The sequence below is a fragment of the Citrobacter sp. RHBSTW-00017 genome (genome assembly GCF_013797615.1).
GTDB classification, from domain to species: Bacteria; Pseudomonadota; Gammaproteobacteria; order Enterobacterales; family Enterobacteriaceae; genus Citrobacter; species Citrobacter braakii.
Map to the genome: position 1 here is coordinate 983,520 of NZ_CP056899.1, position 19,910 is coordinate 1,003,429.

Sequence of the window (19,910 nt, forward strand, 5' to 3'; positions counted from 1 at the left end):
AAAGGAAAGATAAATGTCACGATATAACAAAATAGCGTTAATGTGATTTGTTACATCAAAAAAACATATTGTTTTTTTACGCTATTCTTTTCGCCAGCTTGCGACCGAGTGATTCCAGAATATAAATAACGGGGATCTGCGTGGTTATATCGTATGCCCCGGCAATGCGTGTCTGTGGAACGTGCCAGGAGAGATTAAAGTCGGCAAGTTTCGCGAGGCGCGAATGTTCATGGCTGGTGACCGACAGAACCTTACAGTTATGCAGACTGAACTGGCTGGCAAAGCGTAGGATCTCTTCGGTTTCTCCAGAAACGGAAAGCACGATCGCCAGCGCGTTTCTGGCCATATCATTAGTTACCGGGAAATAAGGGTCATCGATGTGGTTACTGAATTTTCCGACGTTTGAGAAAAAACGTGCGCCATATTTTGCCAGGGCTCCGGATGTTCCCGCCCCGACGAATATAATACGCTCGGAAGATAATATAATATCAACAGCCTGATCGAGTAGTTTGTCGAACTCGTCGTTATTGACGCCTTTAAAGAAGCTGATAATTTCGCTGGCACCGAAATTAGCCTGTTGCGGTTCATTCTGCTCTAAATATAATTTGAAGCGTACGCGAAATTCTGAGTAACCTTCACACTTAAGCTTGCGGCAAAAGCGCAGTACGGTGGTGGTGGAAACGCCCACGGCATCCGCCAGTTCGCGAATGGTCATGTACATGACTTTGTCACGGTTTTTGATGACATAGTTGTAGACCAGCATCTCAAGATTGTTGAGACTGGCGATGGCAGCGTGGGAGAACATACTCACAATGGCAAAACTCACTCATCAGACTTCATCTACAGGGAATAATAACATGCAGCCAAATGACATCACTTTTTTTCAGCGTTTCCAGGATGACATTCTGGCCGGACGCAAAACCATTACGATTCGTGACGAGTCCGAATCACACTTCAAAGCCGGTGACATTCTACGGGTTGGGCGCTTCGAAGATGAGGGGTACTTCTGCACGATTGAGGTTGTTGGCACCTCAACCGTCACGCTGGATACGCTGACGGAGAAACATGCTCGCCAGGAAAACATGACGCTAGAAGAACTTAAACACGTGATTGCCGAGATTTACCCGGATCAAACACAATTTTATGTGATTGATTTTAAATGTCTTTGATTTTAACGGTACGCCTGTTAGCTGAATATTAAAATATAATGTCATGATTTTTATGGATTGTTATTTAGTTGGCAAATATTTTAGCTAACAGGTGTTCACTGGAACCATTCTCAGTTACGCTAGAGGAGCAATCACGATAGTGTTCGTTTCTCGGGAGTAAAATATGGTTCAGAAGCCATTAATTGCGCAGGGATATTCGCTGGCAGAGGAAATAGCCAATAGCATCAGTCACGGTATCGGGCTGGTGTTTGGGATTGTCGGACTGGTATTGTTGCTGGTTCAGGCAGTGGATACCAACGCCAGCGCCATGGCGATAACCAGCTATAGCCTGTATGGCGGCAGTATGATCCTGCTGTTCCTTGCCTCAACTTTATATCACGCGATCCCCCATCAAAGAGCGAAAGTCTGGCTGAAAAAGTTCGACCACTGCGCGATTTATCTGCTGATTGCCGGGACCTACACGCCATTTCTGCTGGTGGGGCTGGATTCGCCGCTGGCACGTGGACTGATGATTGTTATCTGGAGCCTGGCGCTGCTCGGTATTTTATTCAAATTGACCATTGCGCACCGGTTTAAGGTTCTGTCGCTGGTAACATACCTGGCGATGGGCTGGCTATCGCTGATTGTGGTGTATCAACTGGCGGTTAAGCTGGCGGTGGGTGGTGTGACGTTGCTGGCAGTTGGTGGTGTGGTGTATTCGCTGGGCGTTATTTTCTACGTCTGTAAGCGCATTCCATACAACCACGCGATCTGGCACGGCTTTGTGCTGGGTGGCAGCGTTTGCCATTTCCTGGCGATCTACCTGTACGTGGGGCAGGCGTAATTATCATTACCCAGCGGTGCTGTGCTTACCGGGTCTTTAAAACGCGCGACCCGGTAAGATAAAGTCACCACCCGGCGATTTACTCTTCCAGCGAATACGGCAGCGGTACGATATGCAGCGTTTTCGCGTCGTCACGAACGCGGAACACGCTGTCGGCTTCCATGTCGTTATTCATCACAACCTGCACCAGTACCTGTCCATCCGCCAGTTGCACCGCGGCGAGTACGGTGCCGGTACGACGCCAGTTCTCGCCCATTTTCAGCTCCAGGTCTTCACCTGCTTCCGGTACACGACTGGCCGCACCTGCCAGCGTCCACATGGCACGTTTGTTAGCTCCGCGGAATTTTGCGCGAGCAACCATTTCCTGACCGGTATAGCAGCCTTTTTTAAAGCTGATCCCGCCCAGAGCCTGCAGATTGGTGGCTTGCGGAATAAACTGTGCGCTGTTGGCAGTATCAATCACCGGAATACCTGCTTCGATATCCAGCGCCAGCCACTGTTGGCTGTTATTTAACTCCGCTTCACCGCGCAGCTTCTCGACCAGGGTTTCCGCCGTTGCAACATCAACGATCAGCAGGAAACGCTCAGCGGGATGTTCGAACCACAATATGGTGGAAGAACCTTCAGTAATGACCTGCTTATCGCTGTTTGGTAATTCGCTAAAGAGATTGGCCAGCGCTGCGCGCGCCTGGAATCCCGCGACGCCCAGCAGTACGCGCTCGTCGTCCGGGGCAATCGCCACCTTCGAGAAGACCGCATATTTTTTCAGTTCGGTGAGCTGCGCATCGCGCAGACTACGGCGCTCAAGCCATGCAAAACCGTCACCCTGGCGGAACAGACGCAGGTTGCTCCACATTTTACCTTTGGCGTCACAATGTGCTGCCAACACGTGCTGATGCTCGGTCATCTGGCTGACATCCGCTGTGACCTGACCCTGAATATACTTCTCACTGTCGACACCGGTGATGGTGGCGAGCGCCCATTCATCGAGCGTCATTAGCGTCAGAGGCAAGCGCGTTGACGCGAAAGGCTGGCGAGGAGGAAAAGATATAAAAGCCATAATTAATGTCCTGATTTGCTTAACGCAGTGATAATGACTAATGGTAAAAGAGCTATGGCCCATTGCAAGCGGTTTAAACAGGCTATTTGTGCCATATATTAAGCTTTGCGAGGAGACATCCAAAAATGCTGAATCCTTTGACTTAATGTGGTTTTATTTAGCGAGCACGCTTCCGTTTGCTGATATTCCCGTAAATATGAGGGAAAAACACGTTACAATAGCGGGATACTTCGTTTTCGCGAGACAGGAAGAAGAACATGGATATTAACAACAAAGCACGTATTCATTGGGCATGCCGTCGCGGTATGCGTGAGCTGGACATCTCGATCATGCCGTTTTTCGAACATGAATATGACAGCTTAAGTGATGAAGAAAAACGTATCTTTATCCGTCTGCTAGAATGTGATGATCCAGACTTATTTAACTGGTTGATGAATCATGGGAAACCGGCTGATGCTCAGCTAGAGCAGATGGTGCGACTTATCCAGACACGGAATCGGGAACGTGGTCCAGTGGCAATCTGATTTACGCGTTTCATGGCGCGCGCAATGGCTTTCGTTGCTCATTCATGGGCTGGTCGCGGTATTTATTTTATTGATGCCCTGGCCATTGAGCTACACCCCATTATGGCTGGTTCTGCTCTCTCTGGTGGTGTTCGATAGCGTCCGTAGCCAGCGCCGAATCAATGCCTGTCAGGGCGAGATTCGGCTGTTGATGGACGGTCGTCTGCGCTGGCAAGGGCAAGAGTGGACTATTGCTAGCGCACCCTGGATGGTCAAAACAGGCATGATGTTGCGTTTACGTTCCGATGCCGGAAAACGTCAGCATTTGTGGCTGGCGGCAGACAGTATGGATGACGCGGAGTGGCGGGATTTGCGGCGGTTAATACTGCAACAGGCGAAGCAGGGATAATGCTGATGAATGCCTGATGTCGAGCAGCGTTAAAGTCTACGGTTCGGTGCGGCATGTAGGCCGGATATGGCGTTTACGCCTACATCCGGCAAAATGGTTATCAGGACCAGTGTTCGGCCATTTCACCAAGGATTTGCTCGCACCAGGCCTGAATGCGTTCATCGCTGAGATCGTACTGGTTTGTTTCATCCAGCGCCAGGCCAACAAACAGCTGTCCATCGGCAATGACGGGCTTATCGCTGGTAAATTCATACCCTTCGGTTGGCCAGTAACCAACAAATTTTACGCCTTTGGTGACCAGTTTATCGTGCAGCATACCCAGCGCATCCAGGAACCATTCACCGTATCCCAACTGATCGCCCATACCGTAAAGCGCAACAATTTTGCCTTCCAGGTTGAGGTCGTCCAGTTGCTCCCAGACCGCTTCCCAGTCCTCTTGGATTTCACCGAAATCCCAGGTTGGAATGCCTAAAATGAGCACGTCATACTGCTCCATTAAGGTCGGGGAATCATCTTTGAGGTTGTGCAGTGTCACCAGTTCGGGACCCAGGATATCGCGGATTTTTTCTGCTGCCATTTCGGTATAGCAGGTGCTGGAACCGTAAAAAAGACCCATGTTCATGACGTAAACATCTCAATTCTGCTGTAGCGTTGCGGGTAGTGTAACAGAATCGCCGCATTCTCGGCACAATGAGGCATAATGCATCAAAAATGAGAGTGAAATAAGGGGCGCGAGTGGAACAGGATCTGGCGCGCATCGAGCAGTTTCTTGATGCCCTGTGGCTGGAACGAAATCTGGCGGAAAACACGCTAAGTGCGTATCGTCGCGATCTGACCATGCTTGTTGAATGGCTACATCACCGCGGCGCCTCGCTTGCGACCGCGCAGAGTGATGACCTGCAAGCATTGCTGGCTGAGCGGATGGATGGGGGATATAAAGCCACCAGTTCCGCACGCTTGCTCAGTGCAATGCGGCGTTTTTTTCAGCATCTGTACCGTGAAAAATATCGCGAAGATGACCCCAGTGCCTCGCTTGCATCACCTAAACTTCCGCAGCGTCTGCCCAAAGATCTCAGCGAAGCACAGGTCGAACGACTTCTGCAGGCGCCGCTGATAGAACAACCGCTGGAACTTCGCGACAAAGCCATGCTGGAAGTATTGTATGCCACAGGCCTGCGCGTGTCTGAACTGGTGGGGCTGACGATGAGTGACGTCAGCCTGCGTCAGGGCGTGGTTCGGGTGATCGGTAAAGGTAATAAAGAGCGCCTTGTCCCGTTAGGTGAGGAGGCGGTGTACTGGCTGGAAACGTACCTGGAGCATGGGCGGCCGTGGTTGCTCAACGGTGTATCAATAGATGTGCTGTTTCCCAGCCAGCGGGCGCAACAGATGACTCGTCAAACCTTCTGGCATCGTATCAAACACTATGCTGTGTTGGCTGGAATCGACAGCGAAAAGCTGTCCCCGCACGTCCTGCGGCATGCGTTTGCCACGCATCTGCTCAACCATGGCGCTGATCTGCGCGTGGTGCAGATGCTACTGGGGCATAGCGACCTCTCGACAACGCAGATTTATACTCATGTCGCAACGGAGCGCTTGCGGCAACTACATCAACAGCATCACCCGCGAGCGTGAGTGCTGACAGGAAAGGATAGGTTATGAAAAAACGTTTTATGATGTTCACCCTGCTGGCGACGGCGTTTTCCGGCATGGTACATGCAGACGATGCGGCGATTCGCCAGTCATTAGCGAAGCTGGGTGTTCAGAGTACCGAGATTCAGTCTGCTCCGGTTGCGGGCATGAAAACTGTACTGACCAATAGCGGCGTGCTGTACGTTACCGAAGACGGTAAACATATTATTCAGGGACCGATGTATGACGTGAGCGGTGCAAGCCCGGTAAACGTCACCAACCAACTGCTGATGAAGCATTTGAACGCGCTGGAAAACGAGATGATCGTCTACAAAGCGCCGCAGGAAAAACACGTCATCACCGTTTTCACCGACATCACCTGTGGCTACTGCCACAAGCTGCATGAAGAGATGAAAGACTACAATGCGTTAGGGATTACCGTACGCTATCTGGCCTTCCCTCGTCAGGGACTGGAAAGCCAGGCCGAGCAGGACATGAAATCTATCTGGTGTGCGAAGGACAAAAACAAAGCCTTTGACGACGCCATGGCTGGCAAAGATGTGAAGCCATCGACCTGTAATGTGGACATCGCTAACCACTACGCGCTGGGCGTACAGTTTGGCGTCAGCGGTACGCCGGCGATTGTGCTGAGCAATGGCTATGTAGTGCCTGGCTATCAGGGCCCGAAAGAGATGAAAGAATTCCTCGACGCACATGCAAAACAAACCAGCGGTAAATAATTCGCGTGAAACAACAGATACAACTTCGTCGGCGTGAAGCCGACGAGACCGCCGAGCTACCTGCCGACTTGCCGCCATTGCTGCGCCGTTTATACGCCAGCCGCGGTGTGCGCAGCGCGCAGGAGCTTGAGCGTAGTGTGAAAGGCATGCTGCCGTGGCAGCATTTGAACGGTGTCGAAAAAGCGGTTGAAATCCTCTATAACGCTTTTCGCGAAGGAACCCGAATCATCGTGGTCGGCGATTTTGACGCCGATGGCGCGACCAGCACCGCGCTCAGCATTCTGGCGATGCGCGCATTGGGCTGCAGTAACGTGGACTACCTGGTGCCTAATCGTTTTGAAGACGGTTATGGCTTAAGCCCGGAAGTCGTTGATCAGGCCCATGCCCGGGGCGCTCAGTTGATTGTCACCGTCGACAACGGCATCTCGTCCCACGCGGGTGTTGAACATGCCAGAACGCTGGAGATCCCGGTCGTTGTGACCGATCACCATCTACCTGGGGACACGCTGCCGGGCGCTGAAGCGATCATCAATCCTAACCTGCACGATTGTGAATTCCCGTCTAAATCGCTGGCTGGCGTTGGCGTGGCCTTCTATCTGATGCTGGCGCTGCGCACCTTCCTGCGTGACAAAGGCTGGTTTGATGAACGAGGAATTGCGCCGCCGAACCTGGCGGATTTGCTCGATCTGGTTGCGCTTGGCACGGTGGCCGACGTGGTCCCGCTGGATGCCAATAACCGCATTCTGACGTGGCAAGGCTTAAGCCGTATTCGTGCCGGAAAGTGCCGCCCTGGTATAAAAGCGCTGCTGGAGATTTCCAATCGCGACCCACTCAAATTGGCTGCCAGTGATTTAGGTTTTGCCCTCGGGCCACGGCTGAATGCAGCGGGGCGTCTGGACGATATGTCCGTTGGCGTGGCGCTGTTGCTGTGCGACAACATTGGTGAAGCACGCGTGCTGGCCAATGAGCTGGACGCACTCAACCAGACGCGTAAAGAGATCGAGCAGGGTATGCAGGCGGAAGCGCTGACTCTGTGTGAAAAGCTGGAGCGCAGTAGCGATACGCTACCGGGCGGTCTGGCGATGTACCATCCCGAGTGGCATCAAGGAGTGGTGGGGATTCTGGCATCGCGTATTAAAGAGCGCTTTCACCGTCCGGTAATTGCGTTTGCTCCGGCCGGTGACGGTACGCTGAAAGGCTCCGGGCGCTCGATTCAGGGGTTGCACATGCGCGATGCGCTGGAGCGCCTGGACACTCTTCATCCAGGTATGATCCTCAAGTTTGGCGGTCACGCTATGGCGGCGGGTTTGTCGCTGGAAGAGGCGCAGTTTGAGCGTTTCCAGCAGCGTTTCGGCGAACTGGTAACCGAGTGGCTGGACCCCGCCTTACTGCAGGGCGAAGTGGTGTCAGACGGTGCTCTGAGCGCGGCGGAGATGACCATGGAGGTCGCGCAAATGCTGCGTGATGCCGGACCGTGGGGACAAATGTTCCCGGAACCACTGTTTGACGGGCATTTCCGTCTGCTCCAGCAGCGTCTGGTCGGTGAGCGTCATCTGAAGGTGATGGTGGAGCCCGTCGGTGGTGGACCGTTGCTGGACGGTATTGCGTTTAACGTTGATACCACCTGCTGGCCGGATAACGGTGTTCGCGAAGTTCAGCTTGCCTACAAACTGGATATTAATGAGTTTCGCGGCAACCTCAGCCTGCAGATTATAATCGATAATATCTGGCCACTTTAGCGTCACTTTACACAAAATCATTCAAGCTGCATCGAGGCGGCAAGTGGATGAGTCTCCATGAGCGTACGAGTAGTACGTGACTGGGGAGAAATCGCGCAGCCAACAAAGAGGCAGCTTGAAGGATGATGTGTATATTCGCTATAAAAAAGGGTGTGGATTCGTTACAATCCCGCTCTTATAACCGCATTTTGACTAGTCCAATAAAAGAAATCAGACAATGTTTGAAATTAATCCGGTAAATAACCGCATTCAGGACCTCACGGAGCGCTCTAACGTTCTTAGGGGGTATCTTTGACTATGATGCCAAGAAAGAGCGTCTGGAAGAAGTAAACGCCGAGCTGGAACAGCCGGACGTATGGAACGAACCCGAACGCGCGCAGGCGCTGGGTAAAGAGCGTTCCTCCCTTGAGGCCATCGTCGATACGCTCGATCAGATGAGCCAGGGCCTGGAAGATGTCTCCGGCCTGCTGGAACTGGCTGTAGAAGCCGACGACGAAGAAACCTTTAACGAAGCCGTAGCAGAACTTGATACGCTGGAAGATAAGCTGGCCCAGCTGGAATTCCGTCGTATGTTCTCCGGTGAATATGATAGCGCAGATTGCTATCTCGATATTCAGGCTGGCTCAGGCGGTACGGAAGCACAGGACTGGGCAAGCATGCTGATGCGTATGTACCTGCGTTGGGCTGAAGCGCGCGGCTTTAAGACTGAAATTATTGAAGAATCTGAAGGTGAAGTGGCGGGTATTAAATCCGTGACCATCAGAATTGCTGGCGAATATGCTTACGGTTGGTTGCGTACCGAAACCGGTGTACATCGCCTGGTGCGTAAAAGCCCGTTCGACTCCGGCGGTCGTCGCCATACGTCGTTCAGTTCAGCGTTTGTCTACCCGGAAGTTGACGATGATATTGATATCGATATCAACCCGGCGGACCTGCGTATTGACGTTTACCGCGCTTCTGGTGCGGGCGGTCAGCACGTTAACCGTACCGAATCTGCGGTGCGTATCACCCACATCCCGACCGGGATTGTGACGCAGTGTCAGAACGACCGTTCCCAGCACAAGAACAAAGACCAGGCCATGAAGCAGATGAAAGCGAAGCTTTATGAACTGGAAATGCAGAAGAAGAATGCCGAGAAACAGGCGATGGAAGATACTAAATCAGATATCGGCTGGGGTAGCCAGATTCGTTCTTATGTCCTTGATGACTCCCGCATCAAAGATCTGCGTACTGGGGTTGAAACCCGCAACACGCAGGCGGTGCTGGATGGCAGCCTGGATCAATTTATCGAAGCAAGTTTGAAAGCAGGGTTATGAGGAACCAACATGTCTGAACAACACGTACAGGGCGCTGACGCGGTAGCCGACCTTAACAATGAACTGAAAACGCGCCGTGAGAAGCTGGCGAGCCTGCGCGAGCAGGGGATCCCCTTCCCGAACGATTTCCGTCGCGATCATACCTCAGACCAACTGCATGCTGACTTCGACGCGAAAGAAAACGAAGAGCTGGAAGCGCTGAACATTGAGGTATCCGTTGCTGGCCGTATGATGACCCGCCGTATTATGGGTAAAGCATCATTCGTTACGCTGCAGGATGTTGGCGGCCGTATTCAGCTGTACGTTGCTCGCGACGATCTGCCGGAAGGCGTCTACAACGAGCAGTTCAAAAAATGGGATCTGGGCGATATCCTCGGCGCGAAAGGTAAGTTGTTCAAGACCAAGACCGGTGAGCTGTCTATCCACTGCACCGAGCTGCGTCTGCTGACGAAAGCGTTGCGCCCATTGCCGGATAAATTCCACGGTCTGCAGGATCAGGAAGCGCGCTATCGTCAACGCTACCTGGACCTCATCTCTAACGATGAATCCCGCAATACCTTTAAAGTGCGTTCACAGATTATGGCTGGTATCCGCCAGTTCATGGTTGGTCGTGGCTTTATGGAAGTAGAAACCCCGATGATGCAGGTGATCCCTGGCGGGGCGGCAGCGCGTCCGTTTATCACCCATCATAACGCGCTGGATCTGGACATGTACCTGCGTATCGCGCCGGAACTGTACCTCAAGCGCCTGGTGGTTGGCGGCTTCGAACGCGTATTCGAAATTAACCGTAACTTCCGTAACGAAGGCATCTCTGTTCGCCATAATCCAGAGTTCACTATGATGGAACTCTACATGGCTTATGCGGACTACAAAGATCTGATCGAACTGACCGAATCGCTGTTCCGTACGCTGGCGCAGAACGTTCTGGGAACGACTGAAGTGCCTTACGGCGAAGAAGTCTTTGACTTTGGTAAGCCGTTCGAAAAACTGACGATGCGCGAAGCGATTCAGAAATACCGTCCGGAAACCAACATGGCCGATCTGGATAACTTCGATTCTGCAAAAGCGATTGCGGAATCTATCGGCATCAAAGTTGAGAAGAGCTGGGGTCTGGGCCGTATCGTGACCGAAATCTTTGAAGAAGTTGCAGAAGCGCACCTGATTCAACCGACCTTCATTACCGAGTACCCGGCAGAAGTTTCTCCGCTGGCGCGTCGTAATGATGAAAATCCGGAAATCACCGATCGCTTCGAATTCTTCATTGGCGGACGTGAAATCGGTAACGGCTTCAGCGAGCTGAACGATGCAGAAGATCAGGCGCAGCGTTTCCAGGATCAGGTTAACGCCAAAGATGCAGGTGACGACGAAGCGATGTTCTACGACGAAGACTATGTTACCGCTCTGGAACACGGTCTGCCGCCGACTGCGGGCCTGGGCATTGGTATCGACCGTATGGTTATGCTGTTCACAAACAGCCATACTATCCGCGACGTAATCCTGTTCCCGGCAATGCGCCCGGTTAAGTAAGATGTGAAATGCCGGATGGCGGCTGATGCCTTATCAGGCCTACGATGCGTTATGTAGGCTTGATGGGCGTAGCCCCGTCAGGCAATCAATTCCCGTTGGCAAACTTGCGCAGTAACTCTCGCGCCTTAACATCTGAAACCTGCATTACCATCCACGGGCTAAAAGCCCACGGCATCGCGTCAATCCCGCTTAAAACATCCTCAAGATTGCTCCACTGGGAATCTATCACTTCATCTGGGTTTAGCTGTAGCTCACTGACGATATGTGCGGCATAAACCGGGCATACTTCGTTTTCCACTATTCCACTCGGATCCGTGGCGCAATAACGAAAATCAGTATACACGGGGCTGAGCGAGTCGATGTCTGCACCCAGCTCGAAGCAAGCCCGGCGGTTAATAGCGGCTTCGGTGGTTTCACCCAACTGCGGGTGACCGCAGACAGAGTTGGTCCAGACGCCTGGCCAGGCTTTTTTGTGCAGCGAACGGCGGGTGACCAGCAGTTGACCCTGCTCGTTAAATATCCAGCATGAGAAAGCAGAGTGCAGGGGGGTTGTGGCGGTATGCGCCGCATATTTTTCCAGTGTTCCACAGGGCTGGCCCTGCTCATTCAATAAAATGACATGTTCCTGTCGCATAGCGTCCACCATCAATCTTAAGCATTCACATTATATGCTCTATTAAGTCAGAATGATTAACAGAGGGTGTGAAATGCCAGAGTCGACGCTTCGTTGCGCGATATGATTTGGCATCCGGTTTCTGGCTGCTATGATAAAGCGTCTGAAAATGTTGCGAGGTATTGTTTTGAGTGCAGGACGCCTGAAGAAAAATGGCCTGAGTATCGCGATGCTGCTGTGTGTCGGTCTGCTGTTAGCAGGCTGTTCCGGGAGCAAGTCGTCTGATACAGGAAGTTATTCCGGCTCCGTGTATACCGTGAAGCGGGGAGATACGCTATACCGTATTTCGCGCGCCACCGGGACCAGCGTAAAAGAACTTGCACGCCTGAATAATATTTCGCCGCCCTATACCATTGAAGTGGGGCAAAAGCTGAAGGTCAGCGGCGGCGCGAAAACCAGTTCAGGCTCTGGCAAAACAACGACGAAATCCTCAACCAAAACGGCAGCGGTCAGACCATCTTCGTCCGTACCGCAATCCTCCTGGCCTCCGGTAGGGCAGCGCTGCTGGCAGTGGCCTGCCAGCGGTAAAGTGATTCTGCCTTATTCAACCGCGGACGGCGGCAATAAAGGCATTGATATCTCAGCAGCGCGTGGTACGCCGATTTATGCCGCCGGAGCCGGGAAGGTGGTTTATGTCGGTAATCAGCTACGGGGTTACGGTAATCTCATTATGATTAAGCACAGTGAGGACTACATCACTGCGTATGCGCATAATGACACCATGTTGGTGAACAACGGTCAAAACGTGAAAGCCGGGCAGAAGATCGCGACGATGGGCAGCTCGGATGCGACCACGGTGCGGTTGCATTTCCAGATCCGCTATCGGGCGACGGCTATCGATCCGCTGCGTTATTTGCCACCGCAGGGCAGTAAGCCAAAATGCTGACGGTGAATTAATCGCCAGTCAGTCAGTTAGTCCCTTGCCAAGAAGAGCGTAAGGTTTATAATCCCTTACGCACTCCAATGCGGGCGTAGTTCAATGGTAGAACGAGAGCTTCCCAAGCTCTATACGAGGGTTCGATTCCCTTCGCCCGCTCCATTTTCAACTCTCCAGAACTCCACTAAATTAAACTACCTCATGATTTAACTGGTTTTTTTGGCATTTTCTTGTCAACTGAACTCTACTTGGCTTACCCCAAATCAATAGCCTGTGTTGCATAGAAATGTGTATAGGCTCTCCTATACACTCTGGAACTATACACATAGCGAAATTTCAGAGGAGAAAACTATACATATGCCTCTTACTGACCTTGAGATCCGCCGCGCGAAGCCTGCGGAAAAAACGTATACCAAAGCCGATGGCAACGGTCTGTCTCTACAAATTGAGCCCAACGGTTCAAAGGGATGGCGATTCCGTTACCGCTTCGAAGGTAAAGCTAAAATGCTTTCTTTAGGGACATACCCGAAGGTTTCCTTATCCGAAGCGCGTAGACGGCGAGATGAGGCTCATGATCTGCTGGCTACGGGTATCAATCCCAGTGATTCGCGTAAAGAGAAGAAACTGGCTCAGCAGGACAGGCTGGGGAATACCTTTGAGGCGATTGCCCGTGAGTGGTATCAGCGGCGTTACGATCTTTGGGCCGAGTCGTACCGCACTGAAATGATCGCTACTTTTGAGAAGGATGTCTTTCCTCATATCGGTCATCGTCCAATAGATTCGATTACGCCTATGGAGCTGATGGCAGTTTTGACCCGCCTTGAGAAACGAGGTGCAACGGAGAAAATGCGCAAAGTACGTCAGCGCTGTGGTGAGGTATGGAAATATGCAATCGCAACAGGGCGTGCTCTATCTAACCCTGCGCCAGATCTTGCCAGCGTGATGATGCCCCATAAGAAAGAACATTATGCGCACCTGGAAGTTTCGGAGTTATCAGACTTCTTTACCGTGTTGCAGGCGTACACGGGAAATATACTCGTTAAGCTGGCTATGAGGCTTCTGATACTGACGGGGACTCGTCCCGGTGAGCTACGTAAAGCGGAATGGTCAGAGTTCGACTTTGAAAATAACCTCTGGAGCATTCCTGAAGAGCGAATGAAAATGCGACGACCACACCTCGTTCCGCTATCCCGACAGGCGCTGGCTATTCTGGAAGAACTGAAAACGATGACGAGTGGTTATCAATACGTTTTTCCCGGTAGGCTTGAGAAGGTTAAGCCAATCAGCGATATGTCTCTTAACGTGCTAATTCGTCGTGTCGGTTACGGTGGCAGGGCTACCGGGCATGGTTTCCGCCACACGATGAGTACCATTTTGCATGAGCAGGGCTTTAATTCAGCATGGATTGAGCTACAGCTTGCCCATGTGGATAAGAACAGCATTCGCGGCACTTACAACCATGCGCAGTATCTGGATGGCAGGAGAGAGATGATGCAGTGGTATGCGGATTATCTAGACTCACTGAAAGCTTCGTAAGTAAAGCTGTAATCAAATAGTAAAGGCATCTGTCCATTAACGTTCGGGTGCCTTTTTGTTTTTTAACAACCGAAAATCAGGAGATTTTATCAATGACTACAACATGTCCTATATGTGGTTCTGAGCGCGTCAGCGAACGTAACATTGGGAGGAAGGCAGGAAGTATCGCTGGAGGTGTGGCAGGAGCACTTAGCGGCGCAGGTACGGGGGCTACAATTGGCTCTGTCGTGCCGGTAGTAGGGACAGCGGCCGGGGCAGTTATTGGTGCTGTGCTAGGGAGATTTGTGGCTGGTGCAACTGCGGGAGCGGTTACCGGCTCAGCCCTTGATGGACTCCTGTTTGACAGATATGAGTGCGACGATTGTGGTCATACCTTTGACTAGAAGGTTATGCTAAATGTCATATATTTATGATTTTAATGAATAAAAAATATCCACTACTTGCCTCATCAATTTTAATACACCACATCCCCCGCATAAACTGATCTACAAAAACGATCGATATCATTGCAATGATAGTTATAAGCTATTAAATATAAGTAATTGATCGTTTTTATCGATAGATTTTGCAGATCAATTATTGAAATTCGATCGGTAATAACAATTTTACCTGCACTCATAACCTCCCTATCTTAGAGAGGATTTAATTAGAATCAGGCCAGGATTCTTACCGGGTGACAATAAGGAGATGCACCATGTGCCTATAGCAAGGATGTTTCAATGCGGCAGGTATAAGTCTGCCCATCCATTCAACATGCTTACCGGACAAAGTGACGGTTTTAAACCACCACTTCAATCATTTATTGCTATTTTTCAAGGAGCCAACGATGGCATTTATTCTTTTACTTTTGTGGATCGGAGCATCGATAGTTATTGGTAAATTGGCTCAGGCCAGTGGCCGTTCGTTCTTCATATGGTTTGTTATCAGTATGCTTATAGACCCCATATTTGGTGCTATTCTTTTTGCTGTAGTCGTGAGGTCAAAATGAAACCAGAAAGAATTAAGAGGCTTTTTAAAGCCTATCTTGGCATTGGTTTTTTATTCATGTTACTTGTTTGTATAGGGATTGTTTTTTTGTTATGTCAATAAGGGAAATGATTACGTATTTTAATAATTATTTTATATCTACCGCCATACTCCCCTCCTGTTCAATACTCTTGAAGTATACCAGTTTAACGTTCTCTGTAATATTTCGGCTATTATGTAAAGATAAGGAATTATCATGATAAACTATTATGAATATCTTGAGCTGGATATGAATGCCAGCGTTGATGAATTAAACCATGCGATACAAAAAGTAAGTGAGCGTGATGATGCAGATTTAAAATTCATCCGTGAAATGAAATCCATTTTGTTAAACGATGAAGCCAGGTCACTGTATAATAATAAATTGATTTCTTTTATTGTTGGCGATCGTAAAAAGTCTGATTTGGTAAGCGCTGAGAGTATCCGTAAATTATTAAACATAGACAACTCGTCGTTACATGAAAAATATATCTGGATTGCAACGGGATTGTTTCTTATCGGCGTTTTATCCGCATGTTTGTTTAGTTTAGCTGTCAACTATACGGTTAATCTGTTCGTTATGATTGCCCTGATTATCTTGTTCTATATGGACTGGAAGCTACTGGATAAACATGGTAAGGCAAGTTTTTCAAAATGGTGGATTCTTTTTTCGCCAGTTTATATTGCTAAACGTTGTAAAGCCGTTGGTCAGGGGAAAATGCTGTTGCTGGTCTGGCTTGGGATATGGGTTGTATATGGCATCGGGAACTTTGCATTCAACAGTAGCAAAACAATGCTGGAGCGCTCAGCATGTGAGGTGGTAACGGATATCTATCATAAGCAACTACGCCAGTACTCACAGCAATGTGAGAACGTAACGTTAACTGAAAGTGAAGGAAAACGGCACTATGGATTTGCTCAGATTAGTGATGGGACAACTAAAGATATTACCGTGACAGAACAATCAGATGGTAAGATTGTTGTATATATTGAATAGGCATTTTTGAGGCAAAGCACTTACCTTTGGGGTAAGTGCTTCTTATATATATTTTTTTATTTTTAGAGGAGGTTTGTATGAAATTTTTAAAGAAACTGAAATATGTAATCACTCTGGGGGTAATAACCGCCTCCTGTTCAGTAATGGCATCACCTTATGGAGATTCAGATGTTCTGTTCGGGTGTATCATAAAAGGTAAAACCACTAAAGAAGTGGCTGTGTTGAGGAATAATAATGAGGTCACTTATTTATTCGGTAAATCGGATATTAACGGAGGGGGTGGGGTGATTCCTGAAATCACTTTGGTAAAAAATGTGAGCCAGTTAAGTCAGGCCTGGAATTACAGTAGGGCTGAGGGCGTGTCGATACATACATTGAACATACCAGAAAACGAGTATACTTACTCTGTTTCCTATATCGATGATGGGAAAAATACTGATGGGGAAATAACTGTTTTAAAACAGGGGAAAGAAATCAGTACGATAAAATGCGATGATGTCTGGGAACAACATCTGGGTGACAGCAATATGATGCATGGTATCCCCGACGAATCAGAGTGATGTATCTGATACGTACTGTACCAGTTCACACTCCACCAGCCTGAAAGTTTTCGGGGAGGGCGAGTGGAAAGTCAAACAACACGGCAAAGAGCGCCGTCGTATCAGGCGAAAACTGCATCTGACCGTTGATGTGAACACGCATCAAATTATCCGCCCCCCCCGTCGACCTGTCGCTGAACAATGTGACAGATGCAGAAGCTTTCCCGGGTCTTATCAGGCAGACCCACAGAAAAATCAGATCAGCCGGAAGGACTGGCCAGGTAGCAGAGGCTCTGGTCATGGCGCACGCGTTGAGCAAAATGACGAAGACGGGTATGCCAGAAAGCGTGCGTATTGCCTGAGAACCTGACCAGCCACAGAGACGCTCGCCCCGAGTCTGAGTTAATCATTAAGCCGATTGCCCAGACAATATTTTCCAAAAGGAACTGGCTTATGTCCATTTTGATACAACTGAGGCGCTGATCTTCAATGTGACCAGCAGTATGGTGGCAAAAGCCATATCAGCCCTTTCTCTTTAGCATCAACCGATGTTTCGTATCCTTGCATAAATATCTCCTAAAAAATTGAGGCGACAACTATGCTGATACAGGGGACGAATAGCTGATCGACGTTCCACGCGAAAACATGATCGATCAGAGCAGAATACGCACTTGCACAAACAGAACTGCCAGAAAAAATAACGACAGCCCTTGTGTGGCGCGGCATTGAAGGGGATTAAGGGGTTTTGCACTGATTCAAAAAAATGCGAAAAAATGATAAATTTTGATTTAATTTTGCATTAAAGTGAGAGGGGGTTGATCGTTTTTAAAAGGATTTTAAATATTTATGAGTGCAATAAAATAAATTAATAAAAATCATAAAGTTACATATTTAAAAGGAAAATGGACGCTTTTCATGTGATGCTTATCGCTGCTAAATATTCAGACCTTTTCCTGTTGGAATAAAAGGAACATTAATTCCGATAGTTCCTCTTGGAGCCTTTTCGGTAACTTTATGAAAATGATCTTGTTTTTTTGATTACAAGCTGATAAAGGACGCATCAAATAGGAACGGACAAAGCGACATATTAGCTAAAAAAACTGCTACGCAAACTGGTTTATGATTGCATTCGAGTTGTATAGAGGAACCCGGATGAAAGGAAATTGCCTTTCATCTTCACCCGACATCCCGTAACATATTGTAAAAATTGATTTTTCATATTGGCATCAATGACGTATTCAGGTTAAACATGGATGAACTGACCGTTCACCTTTATGTGATTCGCTTTCAGGTTGAAAGGCCTGTATCTGAACATTTGACACGTTTGATTCTGCTTTTTCATATTCGGCTTAAGTGCTTGTTTTTAGGTAAAACAATCGCAAACACAATTCAAATAATGAAAAATAACCCCGAAAACGAGTCAATTAAGGTTGTTTTCAGGTTTGTGGCGTAGATATCAGGCCTGGTGCCAGTCGCAGAAACGCTCCATGCGCCAGCAACATCTCGCCGGTGAAAAATGTTTTATCGACTACTGCGGGCCCACAGTGCCGGTTATCTCACCGGAGACGGGTGAATGCTGGCAGTGGCAACAGGCCAGCGTTTTCACTTACCCCTGTATCCACTGCGCGGTACAAATATTTCCACTGGCCTCTGACCCAGATGTAGGTTTCATCCATTCGCCAACGATACCCTGTGGGGCGTTTATTCTGGCGAAACGCTTTCTCCAGTAACGGCACCAAACAAATAACCCAACGATGAAGCATGGAATGGTCAACGACAATCCCCCTCTCAGACATTATCTCTTCCAGATTTCGCAGGCTGAGTGAGTAAGCTAGGTACCAGCGTACACATTTAGCAATAATACCGACGGGATAATGCAGGCGTTTGAAGGCTTTTCGGATTAAAGGTATGGGAATATAATGTAAAAAAAACAGTATATTACCTGAGCTAGCGCTTAATGCGACAGAACCGTTTTGAATGGCGAGGCGAGTCATTATGCAGACGCTAGTCGCCTGCCGTCACAACACATTGTGAACGTTGATTAGTGAATATTGATTAACCATCAGCGTGGAGAAACCGCCGCCCTTAGTGGTTCTTATTACGGGCGGCGCAGGTGTTAACCGACATGTTTATTGATTGACGGCGATAATATTGTGCTCTGGGCCATAGGGGAAATGGGTGATGTTCTCTGCGGCTGATTCGTTGACAACCAAGATATCGTGTTCACGATAACCGCCGTGTCCCGGCATGCTCTCTGGCAGCATGATCATCGGCTCCATTGAGACAACCATTCCCGGTGCTAAAACAGTTTCAATATCCTCGCGTAATTCTAAACCGGCTTCGCGGCCATAATAGTGGCTCAGTACGCCGAAGGAGTGGCCATAGCCAAAAGTCCGATACTGCAGCAGGTCATGCTCGCGATAAATCTCATTGAGCGAGGCGGCGATATCGCAACAACGGGCGCCTGGGCGGATAAGTTCCTGACCACGGCGGTGTACTTCGCAGTTGATCTCCCAGTGACGCAATTGCTCATCGCTGGGCTGACCGAGGAACAGTGTTCGCTCCAGCGCGGTATAGTAGCCGGCAATCATCGGAAAACAGTTCAGCGATAAAATATCTCCTTGCTTCAGGCGACGGGTAGTCACCGGATGGTGGGCGCCGTCGGTATTCAGGCCAGACTGAAACCACGTCCAGGTATCGCGTAATTCAATATGTGGCAGGCGTTTCGCTATTTCCCGGGTCATCGCCGAGGTGGCCGCCAGGGCAACTTCATACTCCGGAACGTCCTCGGCAATCGCTGCGACGCATGCTGCGCCGCCGAGGTCGGCGACCTGAGCACCAATTTTAATCAGTGCAATCTCTTCTGCGGACTTAATCATCCGCATCCGCATCGTCGCCGGGGCAATATCCATAAACTCTGCCTGGGATAAGTAATGGCAAAATTTAGCGCGCTGTTCGATTGTCACATGATCGCCTTCAAGGGCAATCCTCCGGCTATCTTCAGGAACCACTTTACACACTGCCCGGTAATAATTATCACGCTGCCAGTCTGTGTAAACAATATTTGCACCGTAGCTACGGCGCCATCCCTGACCTCCGTCAATATTGGTGGTAATTAAAAATGACTGGCTCGGCGTCACCACCAGGGCATACTGGCGGCCAAAACTACAATATAAAAAGTCGCCGTAGTAATTAATATTATGAATCGAGGTTAAAATAACTGCATCAATACTGTCTGCTTCCATGATGGCGCGTAATCCCGATAGTCGGCGCTGCATTTCATGGGTGCTGAAGGTTCCCTTAACTTTTTGTCCATTAGCTAATTCAATAATATCTGGCATGCTCATAATAAACTCCGTCGTTGATAA

General features: G+C 49.4%; 19 protein-coding genes, 1 tRNA gene and 2 pseudogenes. 16 read left to right on the plus strand and 6 right to left on the minus strand.

The window, feature by feature from the left end:
* Window positions 1–76: 76 nt before the first annotated feature.
* Entirely contained in the window at window positions 77–805 is a 729-nt protein-coding gene (locus HV037_RS04795; protein WP_103284472.1) for a MurR/RpiR family transcriptional regulator, read from the minus strand.
* A gap of 52 nt (window positions 806–857) precedes the next feature.
* Here HV037_RS04795 and yqfB point away from each other — a divergent pair, with 52 nt between their 5' ends.
* Together yqfB and HV037_RS04805 are read left to right on the plus strand one after the other, a co-directional pair.
* The gene (gene yqfB / locus HV037_RS04800) at window positions 858–1,169 is read left to right on the plus strand and encodes a N(4)-acetylcytidine aminohydrolase (RefSeq protein ID WP_016154352.1); all 312 of its coding nucleotides are present in this window, start codon (window positions 858–860) and stop codon (window positions 1,167–1,169) included.
* A gap of 163 nt (window positions 1,170–1,332) precedes the next feature.
* Window positions 1,333–1,992: a hemolysin III family protein gene (locus HV037_RS04805; RefSeq protein WP_016154351.1), complete on the plus strand. Its 660-nt coding sequence runs from the start codon at window positions 1,333–1,335 to the stop codon at window positions 1,990–1,992.
* A 79-nt stretch (window positions 1,993–2,071) separates the two neighbouring features.
* Here HV037_RS04805 and ygfZ read toward each other — a convergent pair whose 3' ends face one another.
* Window positions 2,072–3,052: a tRNA-modifying protein YgfZ gene (ygfZ, locus tag HV037_RS04810; protein ID WP_016154350.1), complete on the minus strand. Its 981-nt coding sequence runs from the start codon at window positions 3,050–3,052 to the stop codon at window positions 2,072–2,074.
* Between the two features lie 257 nt (window positions 3,053–3,309).
* On the opposite strand from ygfZ, the gene sdhE reads away from it, so the two are divergent.
* Together sdhE and HV037_RS04820 are read left to right on the plus strand one after the other, a co-directional pair.
* Window positions 3,310–3,576, plus strand: a complete 267-nt coding sequence (gene sdhE / locus HV037_RS04815; protein ID WP_016154349.1) for an FAD assembly factor SdhE — start codon at window positions 3,310–3,312, stop codon at window positions 3,574–3,576.
* Window positions 3,557–3,964: a protein YgfX gene (locus HV037_RS04820; RefSeq protein ID WP_016154348.1), complete on the plus strand. Its 408-nt coding sequence runs from the start codon at window positions 3,557–3,559 to the stop codon at window positions 3,962–3,964. The genes sdhE and HV037_RS04820 overlap by 20 nt, the downstream gene beginning before the upstream one ends.
* A gap of 100 nt (window positions 3,965–4,064) precedes the next feature.
* On the opposite strand, the gene fldB is transcribed toward HV037_RS04820, so the two are convergent.
* Window positions 4,065–4,586, minus strand: a complete 522-nt coding sequence (gene fldB / locus HV037_RS04825) for a flavodoxin FldB (RefSeq protein WP_016154347.1) — start codon at window positions 4,584–4,586, stop codon at window positions 4,065–4,067.
* Between the two features lie 113 nt (window positions 4,587–4,699).
* On the opposite strand from fldB, the gene xerD reads away from it, so the two are divergent.
* The 5 genes from xerD (at window position 4,700) to lysS (ending at window position 10,915) form a co-directional block, all read left to right on the plus strand.
* On the plus strand, window positions 4,700–5,596 hold the full coding sequence (xerD, locus tag HV037_RS04830) for a site-specific tyrosine recombinase XerD (RefSeq protein ID WP_016154346.1): 897 nt from the start codon (window positions 4,700–4,702) through the stop codon (window positions 5,594–5,596).
* A 23-nt stretch (window positions 5,597–5,619) separates the two neighbouring features.
* Entirely contained in the window at window positions 5,620–6,333 is a 714-nt protein-coding gene (dsbC, locus tag HV037_RS04835) for a bifunctional protein-disulfide isomerase/oxidoreductase DsbC (RefSeq protein ID WP_075847456.1), read from the plus strand.
* A 5-nt stretch (window positions 6,334–6,338) separates the two neighbouring features.
* A complete protein-coding gene (gene recJ, locus HV037_RS04840; protein ID WP_103284192.1) occupies window positions 6,339–8,072 on the plus strand; it encodes a single-stranded-DNA-specific exonuclease RecJ in 1,734 nt (577 codons plus the stop codon).
* 217 nt (window positions 8,073–8,289) lie between these two features.
* A protein-coding gene (gene prfB / locus HV037_RS04845; RefSeq protein WP_100250065.1) for a peptide chain release factor 2 occupies window positions 8,290–9,388 on the plus strand; the annotation gives its coding sequence in 2 pieces (ribosomal slippage) (window positions 8,290–8,364 and window positions 8,366–9,388; 1,098 coding nt in all).
* Window positions 9,389–9,397: 9 nt separating this feature from the next.
* Window positions 9,398–10,915 carry a lysine--tRNA ligase gene (gene lysS / locus HV037_RS04850; RefSeq protein ID WP_005123357.1) on the plus strand — a complete coding sequence of 506 codons (1,518 nt, stop codon included), beginning with the start codon at window positions 9,398–9,400 and terminating at the stop codon, window positions 10,913–10,915.
* Window positions 10,916–11,000: 85 nt separating this feature from the next.
* On the opposite strand, the gene idi is transcribed toward lysS, so the two are convergent.
* Complete coding sequence (gene idi / locus HV037_RS04855) at window positions 11,001–11,549, minus strand: isopentenyl-diphosphate Delta-isomerase (RefSeq protein WP_103284191.1); 549 nt, start codon at window positions 11,547–11,549, stop codon at window positions 11,001–11,003.
* A gap of 166 nt (window positions 11,550–11,715) precedes the next feature.
* Between idi and actS the strand changes: the two genes are divergently transcribed.
* From actS to HV037_RS04890, 7 genes and pseudogenes are all read left to right on the plus strand, one after another.
* Window positions 11,716–12,474 carry an amidase activator ActS gene (gene actS / locus HV037_RS04860; RefSeq protein WP_016157411.1) on the plus strand — a complete coding sequence of 253 codons (759 nt, stop codon included), beginning with the start codon at window positions 11,716–11,718 and terminating at the stop codon, window positions 12,472–12,474.
* A gap of 79 nt (window positions 12,475–12,553) precedes the next feature.
* Window positions 12,554–12,627, plus strand: a tRNA-Gly gene (locus HV037_RS04865).
* Between the two features lie 195 nt (window positions 12,628–12,822).
* The gene (locus HV037_RS04870) at window positions 12,823–14,001 is read left to right on the plus strand and encodes an integrase arm-type DNA-binding domain-containing protein (protein WP_049239070.1); all 1,179 of its coding nucleotides are present in this window, start codon (window positions 12,823–12,825) and stop codon (window positions 13,999–14,001) included.
* Window positions 14,002–15,223: 1,222 nt separating this feature from the next.
* The gene (locus HV037_RS04875; RefSeq protein WP_049239072.1) at window positions 15,224–16,003 is read left to right on the plus strand and encodes a hypothetical protein; all 780 of its coding nucleotides are present in this window, start codon (window positions 15,224–15,226) and stop codon (window positions 16,001–16,003) included.
* A gap of 77 nt (window positions 16,004–16,080) precedes the next feature.
* On the plus strand, window positions 16,081–16,563 hold the full coding sequence (locus tag HV037_RS04880; protein ID WP_049239073.1) for a hypothetical protein: 483 nt from the start codon (window positions 16,081–16,083) through the stop codon (window positions 16,561–16,563).
* A gap of 31 nt (window positions 16,564–16,594) precedes the next feature.
* A pseudogene (locus HV037_RS04885) lies at window positions 16,595–16,904 on the plus strand (transposase); the annotation flags it as partial.
* 1,125 nt (window positions 16,905–18,029) lie between these two features.
* Window positions 18,030–18,272, plus strand: coding sequence for a hypothetical protein (locus tag HV037_RS04890; RefSeq protein ID WP_014837244.1), 243 nt, complete (start codon window positions 18,030–18,032; stop codon window positions 18,270–18,272).
* Here the strand turns inward: HV037_RS04890 and HV037_RS04895 are convergent.
* A pseudogene (locus tag HV037_RS04895) lies at window positions 18,156–18,452 on the minus strand (DDE-type integrase/transposase/recombinase); the annotation flags it as partial. The gene HV037_RS04890 and the pseudogene HV037_RS04895 sit on opposite strands and share 117 nt — an antisense overlap.
* A gap of 219 nt (window positions 18,453–18,671) precedes the next feature.
* Window positions 18,672–19,889, minus strand: coding sequence for a M24 family metallopeptidase (locus tag HV037_RS04900; protein WP_074075385.1), 1,218 nt, complete (start codon window positions 19,887–19,889; stop codon window positions 18,672–18,674).
* Window positions 19,890–19,910 lie beyond the last annotated feature (21 nt).